Origin of the sequence: Streptomyces sp. CBMA123 (genome assembly GCF_014596465.1) — a bacterium.
Lineage (GTDB): Bacteria > Actinomycetota > Actinomycetes > Streptomycetales > Streptomycetaceae > Kitasatospora.
The window spans coordinates 1-18,827 of record NZ_MECK01000086.1; the positions used below are offsets into that span (position 1 = coordinate 1).

At 74.4% G+C, this 18,827-nt stretch carries 19 protein-coding genes and 2 pseudogenes; 15 read left to right on the plus strand and 6 right to left on the minus strand.

Going from position 1 to position 18,827, the window contains the following annotated elements; translation table 11 throughout:
• A pseudogene (locus BG452_RS45535) lies at positions 1 to 190 on the minus strand (hypothetical protein); the annotation flags it as partial.
• A 109-nt stretch (positions 191 to 299) separates the two neighbouring features.
• Here BG452_RS45535 and BG452_RS47025 point away from each other — a divergent pair.
• Positions 300 to 971 carry a toxin glutamine deamidase domain-containing protein gene (locus BG452_RS47025; RefSeq protein WP_188304354.1) on the plus strand — a complete coding sequence of 224 codons (672 nt, stop codon included), beginning with the start codon at positions 300 to 302 and terminating at the stop codon, positions 969 to 971.
• 33 nt (positions 972 to 1,004) lie between these two features.
• Here the strand turns inward: BG452_RS47025 and BG452_RS12625 are convergent, their stop codons facing one another.
• The gene (locus BG452_RS12625) at positions 1,005 to 1,295 is read right to left on the minus strand and encodes a hypothetical protein (RefSeq protein ID WP_188304355.1); all 291 of its coding nucleotides are present in this window, start codon (positions 1,293 to 1,295) and stop codon (positions 1,005 to 1,007) included.
• Entirely contained in the window at positions 1,292 to 1,573 is a 282-nt protein-coding gene (locus BG452_RS12630; protein WP_188304356.1) for a hypothetical protein, read from the minus strand. Before BG452_RS12630 ends, BG452_RS12625 begins: the two co-directional genes overlap by 4 nt.
• Positions 1,574 to 1,697: 124 nt before the next feature.
• Between BG452_RS12630 and BG452_RS12635 the strand changes: the two genes are divergently transcribed.
• From BG452_RS12635 to BG452_RS12665, 7 genes are all read left to right on the plus strand, one after another.
• Positions 1,698 to 2,990 carry an SUKH-4 family immunity protein gene (locus BG452_RS12635; protein WP_188304357.1) on the plus strand — a complete coding sequence of 431 codons (1,293 nt, stop codon included), beginning with the start codon at positions 1,698 to 1,700 and terminating at the stop codon, positions 2,988 to 2,990.
• A gap of 139 nt (positions 2,991 to 3,129) precedes the next feature.
• Positions 3,130 to 3,984, plus strand: a complete 855-nt coding sequence (locus tag BG452_RS12640) for a glycerophosphodiester phosphodiesterase (protein WP_188304358.1) — start codon at positions 3,130 to 3,132, stop codon at positions 3,982 to 3,984.
• Positions 3,985 to 4,127: 143 nt separating this feature from the next.
• Positions 4,128 to 5,090: a Ppx/GppA phosphatase family protein gene (locus BG452_RS12645; protein ID WP_188304359.1), complete on the plus strand. Its 963-nt coding sequence runs from the start codon at positions 4,128 to 4,130 to the stop codon at positions 5,088 to 5,090.
• A gap of 610 nt (positions 5,091 to 5,700) precedes the next feature.
• A complete protein-coding gene (locus BG452_RS12650; protein WP_188304369.1) occupies positions 5,701 to 6,504 on the plus strand; it encodes a sugar phosphate isomerase/epimerase family protein in 804 nt (267 codons plus the stop codon).
• A gap of 46 nt (positions 6,505 to 6,550) precedes the next feature.
• Complete coding sequence (locus tag BG452_RS12655) at positions 6,551 to 7,321, plus strand: class I SAM-dependent methyltransferase (protein ID WP_188304360.1); 771 nt, start codon at positions 6,551 to 6,553, stop codon at positions 7,319 to 7,321.
• Between the two features lie 140 nt (positions 7,322 to 7,461).
• Positions 7,462 to 9,306: a dihydroxy-acid dehydratase gene (gene ilvD / locus BG452_RS12660; RefSeq protein ID WP_188304361.1), complete on the plus strand. Its 1,845-nt coding sequence runs from the start codon at positions 7,462 to 7,464 to the stop codon at positions 9,304 to 9,306.
• Between the two features lie 81 nt (positions 9,307 to 9,387).
• Positions 9,388 to 9,900: an EamA/RhaT family transporter gene (locus BG452_RS12665; RefSeq protein WP_223242131.1), complete on the plus strand. Its 513-nt coding sequence runs from the start codon at positions 9,388 to 9,390 to the stop codon at positions 9,898 to 9,900.
• Between the two features lie 6 nt (positions 9,901 to 9,906).
• Here the strand turns inward: BG452_RS12665 and BG452_RS12670 are convergent, their stop codons facing one another.
• On the minus strand, positions 9,907 to 11,250 hold the full coding sequence (locus tag BG452_RS12670; RefSeq protein WP_188304363.1) for a hypothetical protein: 1,344 nt from the start codon (positions 11,248 to 11,250) through the stop codon (positions 9,907 to 9,909).
• Between the two features lie 160 nt (positions 11,251 to 11,410).
• Positions 11,411 to 11,860: a hypothetical protein gene (locus BG452_RS12675; protein ID WP_188304364.1), complete on the minus strand. Its 450-nt coding sequence runs from the start codon at positions 11,858 to 11,860 to the stop codon at positions 11,411 to 11,413.
• A 168-nt stretch (positions 11,861 to 12,028) separates the two neighbouring features.
• On the opposite strand from BG452_RS12675, the gene proC reads away from it, so the two are divergent.
• The 7 genes from proC (at position 12,029) to BG452_RS12710 (ending at position 18,484) form a co-directional block, all read left to right on the plus strand.
• Complete coding sequence (proC, locus tag BG452_RS12680; RefSeq protein WP_188304365.1) at positions 12,029 to 12,856, plus strand: pyrroline-5-carboxylate reductase; 828 nt, start codon at positions 12,029 to 12,031, stop codon at positions 12,854 to 12,856.
• Between the two features lie 143 nt (positions 12,857 to 12,999).
• Complete coding sequence (locus BG452_RS12685; protein WP_188304366.1) at positions 13,000 to 14,250, plus strand: MFS transporter; 1,251 nt, start codon at positions 13,000 to 13,002, stop codon at positions 14,248 to 14,250.
• A 50-nt stretch (positions 14,251 to 14,300) separates the two neighbouring features.
• A complete protein-coding gene (locus BG452_RS12690) occupies positions 14,301 to 15,497 on the plus strand; it encodes an acetoin utilization protein AcuC (RefSeq protein WP_188304367.1) in 1,197 nt (398 codons plus the stop codon).
• Between the two features lie 225 nt (positions 15,498 to 15,722).
• Positions 15,723 to 15,932, plus strand: a complete 210-nt coding sequence (locus tag BG452_RS12695) for a helix-turn-helix domain-containing protein (RefSeq protein WP_045699258.1) — start codon at positions 15,723 to 15,725, stop codon at positions 15,930 to 15,932.
• Between the two features lie 190 nt (positions 15,933 to 16,122).
• Positions 16,123 to 16,221, plus strand: a complete 99-nt coding sequence (locus tag BG452_RS12700; RefSeq protein ID WP_003948845.1) for a 30S ribosomal protein bS22 — start codon at positions 16,123 to 16,125, stop codon at positions 16,219 to 16,221.
• A 150-nt stretch (positions 16,222 to 16,371) separates the two neighbouring features.
• On the plus strand, positions 16,372 to 17,469 hold the full coding sequence (locus BG452_RS12705) for an NAD-dependent epimerase/dehydratase family protein (RefSeq protein ID WP_188304368.1): 1,098 nt from the start codon (positions 16,372 to 16,374) through the stop codon (positions 17,467 to 17,469).
• Between the two features lie 7 nt (positions 17,470 to 17,476).
• The gene (locus BG452_RS12710; protein WP_223242132.1) at positions 17,477 to 18,484 is read left to right on the plus strand and encodes a lysophospholipid acyltransferase family protein; all 1,008 of its coding nucleotides are present in this window, start codon (positions 17,477 to 17,479) and stop codon (positions 18,482 to 18,484) included.
• Between the two features lie 116 nt (positions 18,485 to 18,600).
• Here BG452_RS12710 and BG452_RS12715 read toward each other — a convergent pair.
• Positions 18,601 to 18,827: pseudogene (locus tag BG452_RS12715) on the minus strand (hypothetical protein); the annotation flags it as partial.

Sequence of the window (18,827 nt, forward strand, 5' to 3'; positions counted from 1 at the left end):
CCTCCACGACGCGTGCGACAACCTCGCCAACGTCGACCCCGCGACCCAGGTGACCAGCACCAACGCGCTGATCGGCGTGGTGTGGCAGTTCGCCGGCAAGACGCCCGCCGCCACCGCCCCCGCCACCCGGCCCGGTCGGCACGCCGCAGCCCCCGGTCGAGCCGCCGATCGTCGGCACCACCCCGGTCATCGGCCGGCCCGAACCCCAGCACGCCGACGGCCGCCGCCGGGACACCGCCGCCACCCTCACCGACCCGACCCTGGTCTGGGGCGTCGTCCCGGTCGCCACCGCCCACGCGATGGCCCTCCAGCTCGCCCTGCGCGCCCGCCGCGGCCCGCTCGCTGACGACCCGGAGACCGGGCCGCGCACCATCGCGGACAGCCGCCCCTACGGTCTGCCCGGCGGGCTCGGCCCTGTCGACCCCGCGCACCAGGCCGAACTCGAACGCCGGGTGCCGGTCGACGAGGACGGCCTGCCCGTCCGCCACCCCGACCCGGCCGTCGGCGGCTGGGCCGAAGCCGTCAACGCCGGCGGTCACCGCGAACCCGGCCGGGCCAACAACAGCCTGGAGATCGCCCTCTCCGCCGTCGACACCTACACCGGCCGCCCCACCTGCGCGGCCCCGCGCATCCCCACCGAGGGCGACGCCGGCGAACGCGGCGCCCGCGACCGCGCCGAACGCGAACTCGGCGCCCCCTTCCGCGACCTCGGCGACGGCGGCCAGGCCTTCACCCGCCTCACCGACGAACTCCGCCGGGCCGGCCACGGTGCCCAGGCCGTCCTGCTCACCCTGGACGCCTACGGCCGCCCGCACGCCTGGAACGCCGTCAACCACCGGGACGCCGTCAGCTACCTCGACCACCAGCTCGCCCGCCACAGCCCCACCCCCCTCCACCCCGCCACCCAGGGCCTCTGGGCCATCGCCCTCAGCCCGGAAGGGCGGCCGCTGGACCTGGCGGCGGCCGGGTGATCGTGCTGGAACGATCGCGTCGCAGCGCCTCGATCAGTCCATGCGAAGAATGCGGGAGACGTAGATCCGCGGCGGATCCTGCTCTTCGTCCACCGCGTACTCCACCAGTCCCAGGTCGCGGCGCAGCGGTGCCGAGTGCATGCCAGGCCGGCCTGGCACCGGCATGCTCAGGTGGGGGACGGCGTTCTCGCGGACGTCGACGGGGAACGCCACGACAGCGGGGAACAGATCGGGTGCCGTGCCCGGGTCGTCGAGGAGCTCTTCCACGGCGGGGGAAAGGGTGATCGGATCATCCTCGTCCGGGACCTCGACGTGGTCGCTCACCCCGCGCCGGGCCGGCGCAGGACCGCGGACGCCGGGCTGCCGGGAGCGGTGCCGGACCGGAGGGCGGCGTGGATGCGGTCCCCCTCCGGGGCGCGGTAGAGCTGGGCACGCAGCCACCAGCGGCGAAGGACGCCGCCGATCGTCTCGTCATCGGCTTCTCCCGTCTCCCGGTAGAACTCCCTCCGCTGGGCCGGCGGGAGTGCGGCGGCGACGGCGTCCTGGGTGCGGGCGATGGGCTGGTGACCGTCGTGGTGGCCGTGCGGGGGTGCTGTGCTCACCGTTCCTCCGGAGGCTCTCTTCGGGCGGGACCGCTACCAGCGTCCTCCTCGGACGGAGTGCGCCGGTAGCCGGACGGGGCTGGATGATGGTGGGGATCGGAGTCGGTGTGACGGGGGTGGGCGGATGATCTCGCGGGCGCAGGCGGTGGAGGCGGGGCACCGGTGGATCAACGGGGATCTGCCGCAGGGGGCCGGGGCGGTGCGGCGGGTGTGCGCGCACGAGTTCGAGCTGGGGTGGGTGGTGTGGGCGGAGCCGCCGAGGCCGGAGGTGGATCCGCGGACGGGGGAGCGGCGGGCGCCCGGGGAGGTGGGGGCCGCGTGCGCCGTGGTGGACCGGGAGAGCGGGCGGTTCACCGTCTGGCCGTCCGTCCCGGTGGACGAAGTGGTCGGGCTCTACCGGGACTTCGTCGGCGCGGGCGGCCACGACCCGACCAGGCCGCCGGTCACCGGCCGGGGTGCCCGGGCCGAACTGACGTACCGGGACGGCGCCGACGGCACCCGCTCGCTGGCCCTGCGCTCGGCCGCCGGCCTGCCGCATCCGGCCCTGCGCGGCTGGTGGTGGCTGCGCGAGCAGGGCGTCGCGGCCGAGGACGTGCTCGCGGTGCGGACCGACCTGCGGCCGGCCGCGCTGCCCGGCGGCTACTGGGCGTACGCGCTGGCGGCCGAACTGCCGCACGCCCGGCTGGAGTCCGACCTGCCGTACGGTCCCCGCTTCGACCACCGGGCCTCCGCCGTAAGGGAGTTGCCCGCCGAGCCGGCCGGGCCGGGCCGCAACCGGGTACCGTTCCCGCGGGCGGTGCCGCCGCTGCCGCAGGAACCGGACGCCGCCCTGGCGGAGCGGCTGGCCGGGCGGTTCGGCCCGGCGGGCGTGCAGCGCTTCGAGCCGGCGGACGTGGTGCGCGCGGAACTGCCCGGGGACGCGGCCGCGCTGCTGCTGACGGCGGGCGTCCCGAAGGCTGTGGACGGTTTCTTCGCGCTGCACCACCCCGGTGTCGAGGCGATCGCGGACGGCTCCCGCCCGGGCACCGTCCTGCCGCCGCTCGCCTCGCACCTCGCGGCGCTCGGCCTCGGCACCAGGGCGGCCGAACGGGAGCGGCTGGCGCTCGCCGGGCAGCTGGTGCTGGGTACGGACGGCTGGGCGCTGATCACCCTGGACTCCCGCCAGGGCGCCGTCCGGGCCGTCGACCCCGACGACGCGACCGCCCGCCACTGCAACGCCGACCTGCGCGCCTTCCTCCGCTGCCTGGAGCTGTTCGCCGGCTGGTGGCCCGCCCTGCGCGGACTGGACCCGGCCGCGGCGGGCCCGGCGGTGGACGTCCTCCAGCGGGGTCTGGCCCGACTGGACGGCACGGTCTTCGGCGATCCGGAGAACTGGTGGGCCGTCATCGTGGAACAGTTGTGGGACGGCCTGCTCTGATCCGGCCTCGGCCGGCACACCCGACCGGCCCGGGAACCGGACTTCGGTGCGCGGCTGTCAGAGGGATCATCGGAGACACCGGCCGGACCGGGCGGAGCCCGAACCGCCGCCACCGGAACACCAGTTGGAGCGCCGAGCCGTGACCGCCCCGCCCCGCGCCGCCCAGACGGCCCTCCTCGCCGCGCTCGCGGTCCTGGCCGCCGGGTGCGCCTCCGGCGGCCCCGCGCTGCGGGCCCGCGCCGCCGCCGCGCCGCCGGTGTGCGGGTCCCCGGTGGTGATCGGCCACCGGGGGGCGCCGTTCAACGCGCCGGAGAACACCATGGCCTCCTTCGAGACCGCCCTCGACCAGGGCGCCGACTGGCTGGAGACCGACGTCCAGACCACCCGGGACGGCGTCCCGGTGCTGATGCACGACCCGACGGTGGACCGCACCACCGACGGCAAGGGCGCCGTCGCCGACCTGACCGCCGCCCAGATCGCCGCCCTGCGGGTGACCGTCGGCCCCGGAGCCGCCCAGCCCGTCCCGACCCTGGCGGAGCTGCTCGAACGCCTCTCCGGCAGCGGCGCCACGCTGCTGATGGAGATCAAGTGGCAGCGCCCCGAGGACGTCGCCCGGATCGCCCGGATCGCGGCCGGCAGCCGGGCGCACGTCGTCCTCTACTCCTTCTCGGCCGACCACCTGCGCCAGGCCCACGCCGTGGCACCCGCGCTGCCGGTGGTGCTGATCCAGAGCGGCGGGATCGCCGAGGACCCGAAGGACCTCAGGCTGGACGGGATCGCCCTGGACACCGGCCTGGCCACCGCCGCCCGGATCGCCGCCGAGCGCAGGGCCGGGCGCGAGGTCTACGTCTGGACGCTGGACGGCGAGGAGGCCTGGCAGCTGATGACCGCCCGGGACGCCGACGGACTGATCACCGACACCCCGGGCCCGGCCCGCCGCTGGGTGGACGGCAACTGCCGTACCGAGCGCCGGGCCGGACCGCGCGGCCACTGAGCGACGCCGGCCGGACCCACCGGGACGCCACCCGCCGATCGCACCCGCCGATCGCACCCGGAACGGTCGCGAACGACCGGGACCAGCGCTCATGCCGTCACGACCGATCACCTCCACGGCCGGATCGCGTAGCGTGGAGAGTTATGCGACTCGGTGTACTCGACGTAGGTTCCAACTCGGTCCACTTCCTCGTGGTGGACGCCCATCCGGGTGCCGCCCCGCTGGCCGCGTACTCCCACAAGGCCGAGCTGCGCCTGGCCGAGCTGCTGGACGGGACCGGCGCGATAAGCGAGGCCGGCGTCGAGCGGCTGGTCGGACACATCGCCTCCTCGCTGCGGGTCGCCGAGGACAAGGGCGTGGTCGACATCCTGCCGTTCGCCACCTCCGCCGTCCGCGAGGCCGCCAACGGCGAGCAGGTGCTGCGCCGGGTCGCCGCCGAGACCGGGGTCGAACTGCGGGTGCTCTCCGGGCAGGACGAGGCCCGGCTCACCTTCCTGGCCGTCCGCCGCTGGTTCGGCTGGTCCTCGGGCCGGCTGCTCAACCTGGACATCGGCGGCGGCTCGCTGGAGATCGGCTGCGGCCTGGACGAACAGCCGGACGTCGCCTGCTCGCTGCCGCTGGGCGCCGGGCGGCTGACCGCCCGCTGGCTGCCCGGGGACGTCGCCGACCCGGACGGGCTGCGCGAGCTCAGGCGGCACATCCGGGCCGAGATCGCCCACGTGGTCGGCGAGGTCTCCCGGCTCGGGCCGCCGCAGCACGCCGTCGCCACCTCCAAGACCTTCAAGCAGCTCGCCCGGATGACCGGCGCCGCCCCCGCCGACGCCGGCCCGTACGCCGACCGCCGGCTCACCCGCAGCGGGCTGTCCGCCTGGCTGCCGCGGCTGTCCACGATGACCGTCGCCGAGCGCGCGCAGATCCCCGGGGTCTCCGAGGGCCGGGCCAAGCAGCTGCTGGCCGGGGCACTGGTCGCCGACGCCGCGATGGACCTGTTCGGCCTGGAGGAACTGGACGTCTGCCCGTGGGCGCTGCGCGAGGGCATCATCCTGCGCGAGCTGGACGCCATGGACAGCCCCGCCGACCGCCGTCGGCCCGCGCTCACCTCGTAGGGCCCGCCCCGGCGCGAGCGTGCCGGTGGTCACTCCGCCCGGCATCCGACCCCGTTCGCGGCGTGCTCCGCATACGCTGTCTCCCGTGGTGCAACCAGCGGGCGAGGACGGAACGCAGGAGGGCCGCGCTCCCGGAGACGGGCAGCCGCGGCCGGAGAGCCCGCGCCGCCGGCTGGGCAAGACGGGACTCGGCAAGGCGGCACTCGGCAAGACGGGTCTGGGTACGGCAGGGCTCGGCAAGGCGGTCAAGGGCGCCACCGCGGCACAGGCCGCCAAGGCCACCAAGGCCGTCAAGGCGGCCCAGCGCACCGCGAAGACGGCCGCCACGAAGAAGACGGCCGCGGCGAAGACGGCGGCGAAGACGGCGACGAAGAAGGCCGCCACCAGGAAGAGCGCCCCGCAGAAGACCGGCACGCAGCAGGCCGCCACCGCGAAGCCGCCCCACGGCGCCGCCCAGCCGCCGCCCAAGGAGACCCGCACCGCCCGGGCCGCCGGCGCCGCCAAGGCCGCCGTCCAGTCCGTCCGCTCGGTCAAGGCCGCCAAGCGGGACGCCGCCCGCCCGCCGCTGCTGCGCACCACCGACCGGCTGGTGCTGCCCCCGCACCCGACCCTGCACATCCCGGACACCAAGGTGGTGCTGTCCACCGCCTCGGTGTACCCGGCCAGCACCGCCGTCGCCTTCGAGCTGGCCGCGAAGCTCGGCTACGACGGGGTCGAGGTGATGGTCTGGAACGACCCGGTCAGCCAGGACCTGGAGGCCCTGCGCCGGCTCTCCGACGCCCACCAGCTGCCGATCCTGGCCGTGCACGCGCCCTGTCTGCTGATCACCCAGCGGGTCTGGACCACCGACCCGTGGACCAAGCTGGTCCGGGCCCGGGCGGCGGCCGAGAAGCTCGGCGCGAGCGCCGTCGTCGTCCACCCGCCGTTCCGCTGGCAGCGGCAGTACGCCCGGGAGTTCGTCGAGGGCATCAACCGGATGGCGGGCGAGACCGACGTCCGCTTCGCCGTCGAGAACATGTACCCGTGGCGCTACCGCGACCGCGAGGTGCTGGCGTACGCCCCCGGCTGGGACGTCACCGACGAGGAGTACCGGCACTTCACCATCGACCTCTCGCACGTCGCCACCTCCCGGATCGACGCCTTCGCCATGGTCGAGCGGATGGGCGACCGGCTCGCCCACGTCCACCTCGCCGACGGCAGCGGCTCCGGCAAGGACGAGCACCTGATCCCCGGCCGGGGCAAGCAGCCCTGCGCCGAACTCCTGGAGCACCTCGCCCGCACCGGCTTCGACGGCCACGTGGTGCTGGAGGTCAACACCCGGCGCTCCGCGTCCCCCGCCGAACGCGAGGCCGATCTGGCCGAGGCCCTCGCCTTCACCCGCCTGCACCTCGCGACCCCCTCGCGCGTACGCTGAGCCGTCGGGCCCGGCCGGGCGCGAACGTCCGTACGGAGGGGGAGAGATGGCGGGGCGTCAGGAGCGGCGGGAGATCGCCCTGAGCTTCGGCGGGGTCGCCTCCGAGTACGACCGGGGCCGCCCCGGCTACCCGGACGAGCTGTTCGACGCGCTGGAGCGGCTGTGGGGCCGCCGCCTCAAGGGCGCCAGGGTCCTGGACGTCGGCGCCGGCACCGGCATCGCGACCAGGCTGCTGGCCGCACGGGGCGCCGAGGTCGTCGCGGTGGAGCCCAGTGACGGCATGGCCGCCCAGTTCCAGGACTCCTCGCCGACCCTGCCGCTGGTCCGCGGCACCGGCGACGACCTGCCCTTCCACGACGCCTCCGCCGACCTGATCGGCTACGCCCAGGCCTTCCACTGGACCCGCCCCGAGCGGTCCGTCCCGGAGGCGATCCGGGTGCTGCGGCCCGGCGGCGCCCTCGCCACCTGGTGGAACGTGCAGGACGAGACCGTGCCCTGGGTCCGGGCCCGGGGCGAGCGGCTTGCCGCGGCCCTGCCCGACCGCTACCACGGCTACCGCGGGATCAGCGGCCACACCAGCCACTTCGCCCCGGCCGGCCTCGCGGTCGAGCGGGCGGCGCTGCGCTGGGAACGGCGGATCACCGTCGAGCACCTGCTCACCGACCTCACCTCCCGCTCCTACCTGGCCTCGCTCAGCCCCGAGGAGCGCGCGCCGGTGCTGGCCGTCGAACGGGAGGCCGCGCTCGCCGAGTTCCCGGACGGCGTGGTGGTCGAGCCGTTCGTCCTGGACCTCACCGTGGCCGTCAAGCCGAACTGACGCGCCGGGCCCGCCCGCTGCCCGCATCGCGGACGCCCCGTCCGCCGGCCGGACGGCGGGCGTAGGCTCGTACCTCACACGGCCCCCGCACCCTCCTCACCGGCGGGGCGCCGGCGAGAGCCCCGAAGGAGTGGAGCACAGTGCCCGAGCTGAGGTCCCGTACGGTCACCCACGGTCGCAACATGGCAGGCGCCCGGGCGCTTCTCCGGGCCGCCGGCGTAGCCCGCGAGGACTTCGGCAAGCCGATCATCGCGGTCGCCAACTCCTTCACCGAGTTCGTCCCCGGCCACACCCACCTCCAGCCGGTCGGCCGGATCGTCTCCGAGGCGATCAAGGAGGCAGGCGGCATCCCGCGCGAGTTCAACACCATCGCGGTGGACGACGGCATCGCGATGGGCCACGGCGGCATGCTCTACTCGCTGCCCTCGCGCGACCTGATCGCCGACTCGGTCGAGTACATGGTCAACGCGCACTGCGCCGACGCGCTGATCTGCATCTCCAACTGCGACAAGATCACCCCCGGCATGCTGATGGCCGCGCTGCGCCTCAACATCCCGACCGTCTTCGTCTCCGGCGGCCCGATGGAGGCCGGCAAGGCCACCCTGGTCGACGGCACCGTGCGCCGGCTCGACCTGATCGACGCGATGTCCCAGGCGGTCAACGAGAGCGTCTCCGACGAGGACATCGCGATCATCGAGGAGAACGCCTGCCCCACCTGCGGCTCGTGCTCCGGCATGTTCACCGCCAACTCGATGAACTGCCTCACCGAGGCGATCGGCCTCTCACTGCCCGGCAACGGCTCGGTGCTCGCCACCCACACCGCCCGCCGCGCGCTGTACGAGAACGCCGGGCGGACGGTCGTCGAGATCACCAACCGCCACTACGGCCAGGACGACGCCTCGGTGCTGCCGCGCGCGATCGCCGGCCGCGCCGCCTTCGAGAACGCCATGGCCCTCGACATCGCCATGGGCGGCTCGACCAACACCATCCTCCACCTGCTCGCCGCCGCCCAGGAGGCCGAGCTGGACTTCGACATGCGGGCCATCGACGCCATCTCGCGCAAGGTGCCCTGCCTGGCCAAGGTCGCGCCCAACGGCTCGTACTACATGGAGGACGTGCACCGGGCCGGCGGCATCCCGGCCATCCTCGGCGAGCTGTACCGGGGCGGGCTGCTCAACGAGGACGTCCGGACGGTGCACGCCGACTCGCTCGCCGAGTGGCTCAAGACCTGGGACGTGCGCGGCGGTTCGCCCTCCGCCGAGGCCGTCGAGCTGTGGCACGCCGCGCCCGGCTGCAAGCGCTCCGCCGAGGCCTTCTCGCAGTCCGAGCGCTGGGACTCGCTGGACACCGACGCCGCCGGGGGCTGCATCCGCAGCGTCGAGCACGCCTACTCGGTCGAGGGCGGCCTGGCCGTGCTGCACGGCAACCTCGCCGAGGACGGCTGCATCGTGAAGACGGCCGGCGTGGACGAGTCGATCTGGACCTTCAGCGGCCCGGCGGTCGTCTGCGAGTCCCAGGAGGACGCGGTCGAGGCGATCCTCGCCAAGCGGATCAAGGAGGGCGACGTCGTCGTCATCCGCTACGAGGGCCCCAAGGGCGGCCCGGGCATGCAGGAGATGCTCTACCCGACCTCCTTCCTCAAGGGCCGCGGCCTCGGCAAGGCCTGCGCGCTGATCACCGACGGCCGCTTCTCCGGCGGCACCTCGGGCCTGTCCATCGGCCACGCCTCCCCGGAGGCCGCCTCCGGCGGCACCATCGCGCTGGTCGAGGACGGCGACGTCATCGCCATCGACATCCCGGGCCGGACGATCTCCCTGGAGGTCCCGGCCGAGGTCCTCGCCGAGCGCCGCCGCGCGCTGGAGGCCGCGGGCGGCTACCGGCCGAAGAACCGCGAGCGCCAGGTCAGCCAGGCGCTGCGGGCCTACGCGGCGATGGCCACCTCGGCTGACAAGGGCGCCGTCCGGGACGTCAGCAAGCTCGGCTGAACCCCGCCCGAGACAGGAGGAGCCGTCCCGCCCGGGACGGCTCCTCCTGCCATGTGTGCCGCCCGGGTGATAATCGACGATGTGAGCGAGCAGCCCCCCATCCCCGCCCCCAAGCCCGTCGGCGCCCCCGAGCCGGAGCCGATCCGCTTCTTCGGCACCAGCTGGGTCGACCGGGACAACGGCTACTGGCTGCGCCGGGTCGGCGTCTCGGCCGGCGCCCTGGTCGCCACCGCCGCCGCCGTGCTGGTGCTGCGCTTCGGCGTCGAGGGCGTCGCCCTCTCCGACAGCGGCGGCTTCCTGAACGGCCTGCTGACCGCCGCCATCGCGGTCTGCTCGATGATGGCCGTCCGGCGCACCTGGAAGGCGCTCACCGAGGGCAAGGACCAGCTGACCGGCTGGATGGCCGAGGACAAGTCGCTCGGCGCGGTCTGGCTGATCGGCGGGGTCGGCAGCCTGGCCGCCTACTTCGCCCGCAGCCTGGTCGAGGCCCCCGGCGAGGCGGTCGAGCGGGCCGCCCACCGCAAGGCCGTCGAGCAGTACGAGAAGCGCCGGGCCGGCCGTGGCGGCCGACCCGGCGGCAAGCGCAAGCGCTGACGGCGGTCAGCTGCGGCTGATGGTGCCGCACTCGCCCTTCTCCGAGAGGTCCCGGCTGCGGTCGTACGGATCGCTGGTCGGACCGGTCTGCTCGGGGTGGGGCCGGGCGAACTGGCGGAACTGCGGGTGCAGGAAGCCGTCGTAGATGTGGCAGAAGCTGTTGCCCACGTCCGACAGCGTCTTCTCGATGGCCGGCTTCTTCGGCTCGACCTTGTAGCGGTCCGGGTCGTAGAAGCGGTAGTCCTCGGTCCGGCGGACGATCGTCCGGGCCGTCCAGGTGTCACCGGTGGTGTCGGCGGCGCGGACCACCAGGTCCACCGGCTGGGCGGTGCCGCCCTGCCCGGCGGGCGGCTGCGGGGCGTCGGTGGCGGGCCTGCGCTCCTTGGCCAGCTTCTCGGCGTCGGGGCCCGGCTTCAGCGGGTAGACGTAGGTGAAGTCGGTGTGGACCAGGACCCCGCCGTCGCCGTCCCCCTCGTAGCCGATCCGGCCCTGCACCTTGACCACGTCGCCGACCAGCTGCGCCTCGCGCGGGTCGAAGCGGTTGAACCAGCTGGTCGGGTCGCTGTCCTTGGAGGGGTGGTCGAACGCGGCGGTGGCGTTCTTCCGGTCCTCGCGTTCGAGCATCGCCAGCGCGGCGTCCGGGCGGGCGCCCCCGATCACCTTGGGGTCGAGGTAGCTCGCCGTCAGGTAGTCCTTGACCTGCCGCAGCTGCCCGGCGACCTCGTCGGCGGAGAAGACGCCGACGGCCTTGGCCTCGGGCAGCACGAAGGCCTCCGCGCCGTTCGGCCAGCCCTCGGCGGGGGAGCCGACCCAGGGGTGAGCGACGGTCGGCTGGTCGGCGGGGGTGGTCGGCGGCGCCGTGGTCGGCCTGGCCGTCTCCGGGGCGACGGTCGGGACGGGCGTGTGGGCGGCCGAGGAGCCCCGCCCGTAGGTGTCCGAGAACCAGGTGCGCAGCGCGTCGATGTTCAGCGCGGCGAGCAGCAGAGCGACCGTCAGCGCGATGAACAGCGGCGTGCGCCATTCGAATCCGCGCCGGCGCTTGGCCGGGCGCGGGTTGCCCCACGGGTCGACCGCCTGGAGCTTCGGCTTGCGGCCGAACCGGCGCTTGGCCGCCGCCGGGCCGTCGTTGACCGAGCGTCGGCCGCCCGGGTCGACGGGCGGGGTGTGCTTCCAGCGGGCGGACAGCATCCGGGTGCGGCCGGACTGTTCCTTGACGCTGGCGCTCCTGATGAACTCCTCGTCCAGGACGAGGTCGGCGAACGGGTCCTTCCCGCCCGCTCCGGACGGGTCGGACCCGCCCGGCTCACGGCCCTCGGAAGGGCGTGGTTCCGGATCTTCGACTATCGGCATCGCGCCAGTATGCCGAGGGGGTGTGACGATTCGTCGATCGGGGGCACACCTTGTGGTGAACCTGTGTTCGGAGCCTGAGGGTTCACCGGTGTTTGTCCGAAAACGTACCCCCGGTCAGAACGTCGCCGCGGTCAGAACGCACCCCCGGGTCGAGGGCGGCTCAGCCCTTGCCGCGGGCCTGCTTCACCGAGCCCACCACTCCGGCGATCGCCAGCAGGATGCCGGCCGGGAGCAGGGAGACGAAGAAGGCGCCGAACAGCCCGGCGTCGCCGAGGAACAGCTGCGCCAGCATGTTCAGCACCAGCAGTCCGCCGGCCGCCGGGAGGGCGGACTTCCAGGGGTGCGCCTCGGCCCAGCGGCGCAGCCGCCGCTCGGCGGTGTCGCGGCGAAGCTGGCCGCCCACGCTGCCGACCAGGAAGAAGAAGAACAGGGCCCAGCCGGCTGGTCCGGCCAGCATGCTCAGCGACCAGTTCCCGGAGATCGCCTCGATCCCCAGGGACGTCGCCCCCACCACCGCGCCGACTCCCGCGGCCGTCCGCCACGGGCCCACCGTCGCCGCGGCGACCGCGAGTTGCCGGTTCTCTCGTCGGGACATTCCGTCGTGTGCCATGGCTCCACGGTGCGCCCGCGCGGGCCGGGAGGCCATAGGGGAAACCCCCGAGTTTTCTCCCTAGGGGCAACGGGACCACCGGCCACCGGGGACCACGGACCGGACGGGCCCGACGGGCGTCGCCGCACGGTGCGAGGATGGCCGCAGTACCGAGGCAAGGAGCGGACCATGGGCAGCAGCGCAGCGCACGGGCGGAAGATCGCCTTCCTGGGCACCGGCAAGATCGGCGAGGCCCTGCTCTCCGGCCTGCTGCGGGCCGGTACGGACCCGTCGGACGTCCTGGTGACCGCCCGCCGACCGGAGCGCGCGGCCGAACTCGCCGACCGCTACGGCGTGGTGGCCGTCTCCAACGCCGAGGCCGCCAAGCTGGCCGACACCCTGATCCTGGCGGTCAAGCCGCAGGACATGGGCAGTCTGCTGGAGGAACTGGCCCCGCACATCAGCCCGGACCGGCTGGTGATCTCGGCGGCGGCCGGCGTCCCGACCGCCTGGTTCGAGGAGCGGCTGGCGGCCGGCACCCCGGTGGTCCGGGTGATGCCCAACACGCCGGTGCTGGTGGACGAGGGGATGAGCGTCATCTCCGGCGGCTCGCACGCGCGGGAGGAGCACCTGGCGCGCGCGGAGGAGATCTTCAGCTCGGTCGGCAAGGCGCTGCGGCTGCCGGAGTCCCAGCAGGACGCGGCCACCGCGCTGTCCGGCTCCGGCCCGGCCTACTTCTACTTCCTGGTCGAGGCGATGACGGACGCGGGCATCCTGCTCGGCCTTCCCCGGCAGGTGGCGCACGACCTGATCGTGCAGTCCGCGATCGGCGCCTCGGTGATGCTGCGCGACTCCGGCGAGCACCCGGTGAAGCTGCGCGAGGCGGTCACCTCCCCGGCCGGCACCACCATCGCGGCCATCCGCGAGCTGGAGAACCACGGGGTGCGGGCCGCGCTGCTGGGTGCCCTGGAGGCGGCCCGGGACCGCTCCCGGGAGCTGGCCTCCGGCGGGAAGTAGCCCGCGGGCACCGGCCGCGGAAGTCCTTGCACGACCCCTCCCGCAAAGGCGGCGCACCGCCTACGCTCTCGGCCAACATCGTTCTACCGGCCGGTAGCGGGGTCCGTACGCGGGCCAGCGCGGGCCCGTGCGTGGAGGTCCGTATGAGTGCCGCACCGCCCGTACCGCCCGGCCGTCCCGCCACGCCCCCGGTGGCGCCCGGCCTGCGCGTCGGGCGGGCCGCGCTCGCCGGCAGCTTCCTGCTGCAGGGCACCACCTTCGCGCTGCTGGTCACCTGCATCCCGGAGATCCAGCACCGGTACGGGCTGAGCGACGGACTGCTGCCGGTCTTCCTGGCCGCGGTGCCGATCCTGGCCGGGGTGGGCTCGATCCTCTCCGAGCAGCTGGTGAAGCGCACCGGCGCCCGGGCCGTGCTGCGGGCCGTCCAGCCGGCCGTCTGCCTCAGCCTGGCGGGCGCCGGGCTCGGCGACTCGCTGTGGCAACTCGCCCTCGCACTTGGTGCGTTCGGGCTGCTGGTGGGGGCGCTGGACGCCAGTATGAACATGCTCGGCGTGGGCCTGCAGCACCGCTACGGCCGCTCGATCATGATCGGCTTCCATGCCGCGTTCAGCCTCGGCGGCATCCTCGGCGCGGCGATCGCGGGCCTCGGCTCGCACTATGACCTCGGGCTGCCAGTACTGTTCGGCACGGCCGCGGCGGTGATCGCGCCGCTCGCGGTGCTGACCGGCACCCTCCCCCAGCCTTCGGCCGGGGGGACCCCCACCGCCGGCCCGGCCGAACTCGGCGACGCCGTCCGGGAGGCCGCGGCGGCCGCCGCCCGGTCCATCCCCTGGCGTCCGCTGCTGCCGCTCTGCCTGGCGATGGCCTTCGCCTACATCGCGGACGCCTCGGTCTCCAACTACAGCGTCAAGTACCTCACCGACGGGCTGGGCAGCCGCGAGGACCTCGCCAAGCTGTCCTACCTCGGCTACATGGTCGCGATGCTGCTCGGCCGGGCCCTGGGGGACCGCGCGGTGCAGCGCTTCGGCGCCGTCCCGGTGGTGCGCGGCGGCGCCGCGCTGGCCGCGCTCGGCTTCGGGCTGGCCGCCGTGGCACCCGCCCCCTGGGCCGGCATCGCCTCGTTCACCGTGCTCGGCTTCGGCATCTGCGCGATCATCCCGCAGGTGTTCGCGGCCGGCGGCCGGCTCTTCCCGGCCGACTCGGACGCCGCCGTGGCCCGGCTCAACCTCTTCAACTACGTGGGTTTCCTGGTCGGTTCGCCCCTGGTCGGGGCGATCGCCGCCGCCGGCTCGTACCGCTGGGCGCTGCTCGCCCCGATGCTGCTGGTGCTCGCGGTGCTGCCGCTCGCCGAGCGCTTCGCCCCCGCGCCCGCGGTCGCCCCCGCCGCCGCGTGACGGCGGGGGTTCGGTAGGGCCCGACGCCCCCACCCACTACGGTGGAGGCCATGCCCGAAGCCGAGCGTGACACCCCCTGTGGCCTGCACCTCTTCTGGGACGAGGCCGTCACCGCCTACGACTTCGGCCCCGGCCACCCGATGGACCCGACCCGGCTGGCGCTCACCATGCGCCTGGTCGAGGATCTCGGACTGGCCGCCGGGCCCGGGGTGACCGTCCGGTCCGCGCCGCCCGCAGGCGAGTCCACCCTGCGGCTGGTGCACACCGGGGAGTACGTCGAGGCGGTCAAGCACGCCGCCGCACACCCCGAGCAGACCGACCCCCGGCACGGGCTCGGCACCGACGACAACTGGGCCTTCCCGGCCGTCCACACGGCCTCCGCGCTGATCGCCGGCCAGTCGGTGGCCGCCGCCGAGGCGGTCTGGCGCGGCGAGGCCCCGCACGCCGTCAACTTCGCCGGCGGCCTGCACCACGCGATGCCCGGCAAGGCCTCCGGTTTCTGCATCTACAACGACCCGGCCCTGGCCATCGCCCGGCTGCTCGAACTCGGCGCCGAGCGGGTCGCCTACGTCGACGTGGACGTCCACCACGGCGACGGCGTCCAGGAGGCGTTCTGGAACGACCCCCGGGTGCTGACCGTCTCGCTGCACGAGCACCCGGCCACCCTCTTCCCGCAGACCGGCTGGCCCACCGAGACCGGCGGCCCCGACGCCCCCGGCTCCGCCGCCAACCTGCCGCTGCCGGCCGGCACCGGCGACACCGGCTGGCTGCGCGCCTTCCACGCCCTGGTGCCCGAGCTGCTCGCCGCCTTCCGGCCGCAGGTCCTGGTCACCCAGCACGGCGCGGACACCCACGTGGAGGACCCGCTCGCCCACCTCGCCGTCACCGTGGACGCCCAGCGGCTGATCGCCGAGGAACTGCACGAGCTGGCCCACCGGCTCACCGGCGGCCGCTGGGTGGCCACCGGCGGGGGCGGCTACGCCGTGGTGGACGTCGTCCCGCGGACCTGGACCCACCTGGTCGCCACCGCCGCCGGGAGACCCGTCGACCCGGCCACCGAGACCCCCGACAGCTGGCGCGCCGAGGTCCACCGCCGCACCCGCGGCCCGGCCCCGCTACGGATGACCGACGGCGCCCGGCCGGTCTGGCGCGACTTCGACGAGGGTTACGATCCGGCGGACCGACTCGATCAGGCCATCCTCGCCAGCCGCCGCGCGGTGTTCCCCCACCACGGTCTGCTGGCCTGAAACCGCCTCCCCGGCCACGCGCCGGACGGGCCGTGCGTACGCCCCCTGGGGCGATCCGCCGAGTGACTACGTACTGCAACGGTCCTATCTCTCACCGTACGAGGACTGCACCTCCCCTCTTCCCACTGGTACCACCCATAACTACTCTGGGGATACACGTGTGCCGGTGGAGTCACCGGAGGGGAAGCCGGTGCCTTGCACACGGGTAAGGGTCGGGTGATGGTCATGAGTTCCGTCGAGCGTCCCCTGCAGGAAGTCGTCTTCCTGACCGTGGCCGAGGTTGCCGCGGTCATGCGGGTGTCCAAGATGACCGTGTACCGGTTGGTGCACAGCGGAGAGCTGCCGGCCATCCGGGTCGGGCGGTCCTTCCGGGTGCCCCAGCAGGCGGTGCACGAGTATCTCAAGGAGTCCTACGTGCGGCTTGAGAGCGCGTAGCCGACGGGCGGGCGGGGGCGGGTCCACAGCCGTGGATCCGTCCCCGTTCGCCCCGGATTTCCCCCGAGTTTCCCGGTCACGGGGAGCGCGATTACGGCCCCGGCCACGCGGACGGTAGGCTAGGCCCTCACGTCAGTCGTATGGACTCCGTCTCTCACGGACGAGAGTCTCAGTGAGCGAGGGTTGTTCCGTGGGCTCTGTCATCAAGAAGCGTCGCAAGCGTATGGCCAAGAAGAAGCACCGCAAGCTTCTCAAGCGCACTCGCGTTCAGCGTCGCAACAAGAAGTAAGCGCCCCCGGCCGCGCCCAGCGCGCCCAGCGCTTCCACCGCCCGTCCTGGCCCTCGTGGCCAGGGCGGGCGGTGTCGTCTCCCGGCCCGGTGGCCCGGCGCGGTACGGTGCACGCAGGCCGCTCGGGCCGAGGGAATGGGGTGCAGCACCGTGGGCGTGGTCGTGCTCGTCACCGGCGTGGCACGCCATCTCGGTGCCCGTTTCGCCGCCGAGCTCCGCCGCCGGCCGGGGGTGGACCGGGTCGTCGGCGTGGACGTGCAGCCGCCCCGGCTGCCGGTCGAGGAGCCGGCCGGACCGGCCGCGCCGTACACCTTCCACCAGCTCGACCTGCGCCGGCCCGCGGTCTCCCGGGTGATCGCCGAGCACCGGGTGGACACCGTGGTGCACCTGAGCGTCAGCGCCACCGGACTGGGCTCCACCAACCGCTCCGCGGTGAAGGAGTCCAACGTCATCGGCACCATGCAGCTGCTCGGCGCCTGCCAGAAGGCGCCCGGGGTGCGCCGGCTGGTCGTGAAGTCCACCACAGGCGTCTACGGCTCCGCGCCCCGCGACCCGGCGGTGTTCAGCGAGCGGATCCAGCCGAAGGACCCGCCCGGCGGCGGCTTCGCCAAGGACGCGGCCGAGGTCGAGGGCTATGTGCGCGGCTTCGCCCGGCGCCGGCCGGACGTCGCGGTGACGGTGCTGCGCTTCGCCAACATCGTCGGCCCCGGCGCCGACACCCCGCTCAGCGAGTACTTCGCGCTGCCGGTGCTGCCGACCGTGCTCGGTTACGACCCCAGGCTGCAGTTCGTCCACGAGGACGACGCCGTCGCGGTGCTCTGCCGGGCCGCCGACGAGCCCGTGCCGGGCACCGTCAACACCGGCACCCTCAACGTGGCGGGCGAGGGCGTGCTGCTGCTCTCCCAGTGCGCCCGCCGGCTCGGCCGGCCCACCCTGCCGCTGCTGCTGCCCGCGGTCAGCTGGATGGCCGCGCTGGCCCGGCAGACCCGGCTGGTGGACGTCTCGCCGGAGCAACTGCGGCTGCTCACCCACGGCCGGGTGGTGGACACCACGCGGCTGCGGGAGACCTTCGGCTACCGCCCGGCGTTCAGCACCCCGGAGGCGTTCGCCGACTTCGCCGCCGCCCTGGACCCCGGCCTGCTGCCGCCCGAGCGGCTGGCCGCCGTCACCGACCGGCTGACCGCCCTGCTCGGCCCGGAAAGCCCTGCGACCGCCGTACCGAACCGCCCCCACCGCCCGAGGAGCTGAGCCCGCGATGAGTGCCGCCGCCGAGAACACGCCGGAGACGGCCAAGGTCATCCCGATCGAGTCCGCCCCCAGCTGGACCTCGCCCGAGGGCCCCGGCCTGGCCGACCGGCTCGCCGGGGCCGTCGGAGGGGCGCTGTCCGGGCAGCTCGGCCCGGCGGCCACCCGGCTGTTCGGCAAGGGCTGGGAGGGCCGGGCCACCGAGGGGCTGGCCTTCCTGCGCCGCCGGATCACCGGCGACTACGAGGTCGACGAGTTCGGCTTCGACCGGGAGCTGACCGAGGAGGTGCTGCTCTCGCTGCTGCGCCCGCTGGCCGAGAAGTACTTCCGGATCGACGTCCAGGGGATCGAGAACATCCCGGCCGAGGGCGGCGCGCTGATCGTCGCCAACCACTCCGGCACCATCCCGCTGGACGCCCTGATGACCCAGGTGGCCATCCACGACCACCACCCGCACCACCGGCACCTGCGGATGCTCGCCGCCGACCTGGTCTTCGTGCTGCCGGGCGTCAACGAGCTGGCCCGCAAGGCCGGCCACACCCTCGCCTGCAACGAGGACGCCCAGGCGCTGCTGGAGCGCGGCGAGGTGGTCGGGGTCTGGCCGGAGGGCTTCAAGGGCATCGGCAAGCCGTTCTCGGAGCGCTACAAGCTCCAGCGCTTCGGCCGCGGCGGCTTCGTCTCCTCGGCGCTGCGGGCGCGGGTGCCGATCGTGCCGTGCTCGATCGTCGGGGCGGAGGAGACCTACCCGATGATCGGCAACGTCAAGACGCTGGCCCGGCTGCTCGGCCTGCCGTACGTGCCGGTCACGCCGACCTTCCCCTGGCTGGGGCCGCTCGGGGTGCTGCCGCTGCCGACCAAGTGGACGATCCGCTTCGGCGAGCCGATCGCCACCGACGGCTACCCGGCGGAGGCGGCGGACGATCCGATGCTGGTCTTCGACCTGGCCGACGAGGTGCGGGAGACCATCCAGCACACCCTCTACCAGCTGCTGGTGCAGCGGCGCTCGGTGTTCTTCTGAACCCGATCGGCCCCGATCGGCCCCGATAGACCCCGATCGCCCTGATGGCCCTTGATCGGCCTCGAAGCGGCGGGGCCCCGGCGGAACGCGTCCGCCGGGGCCCCGCCGCACTTCGCTCAGCTGCCGCCGAGGATCCGCAGCCCGGGCAGCAGGCCCGGGACCAGCGGGGGCACGTCCACGCCCTGCTGGGCGCCGCTCGGCGTGCTGGGCGCACCGGACGGCTGCTGCGGCACCTGCGGCGGGGCCGCGTCGGCGCTCGGCGAGGGCCGACCGGCGCCGGTGAGCCCGCTGGTGAGGTCGCCGACCAGGCCGTTGACGGCGTCCGGGGCGCTGCTGGGCAGGG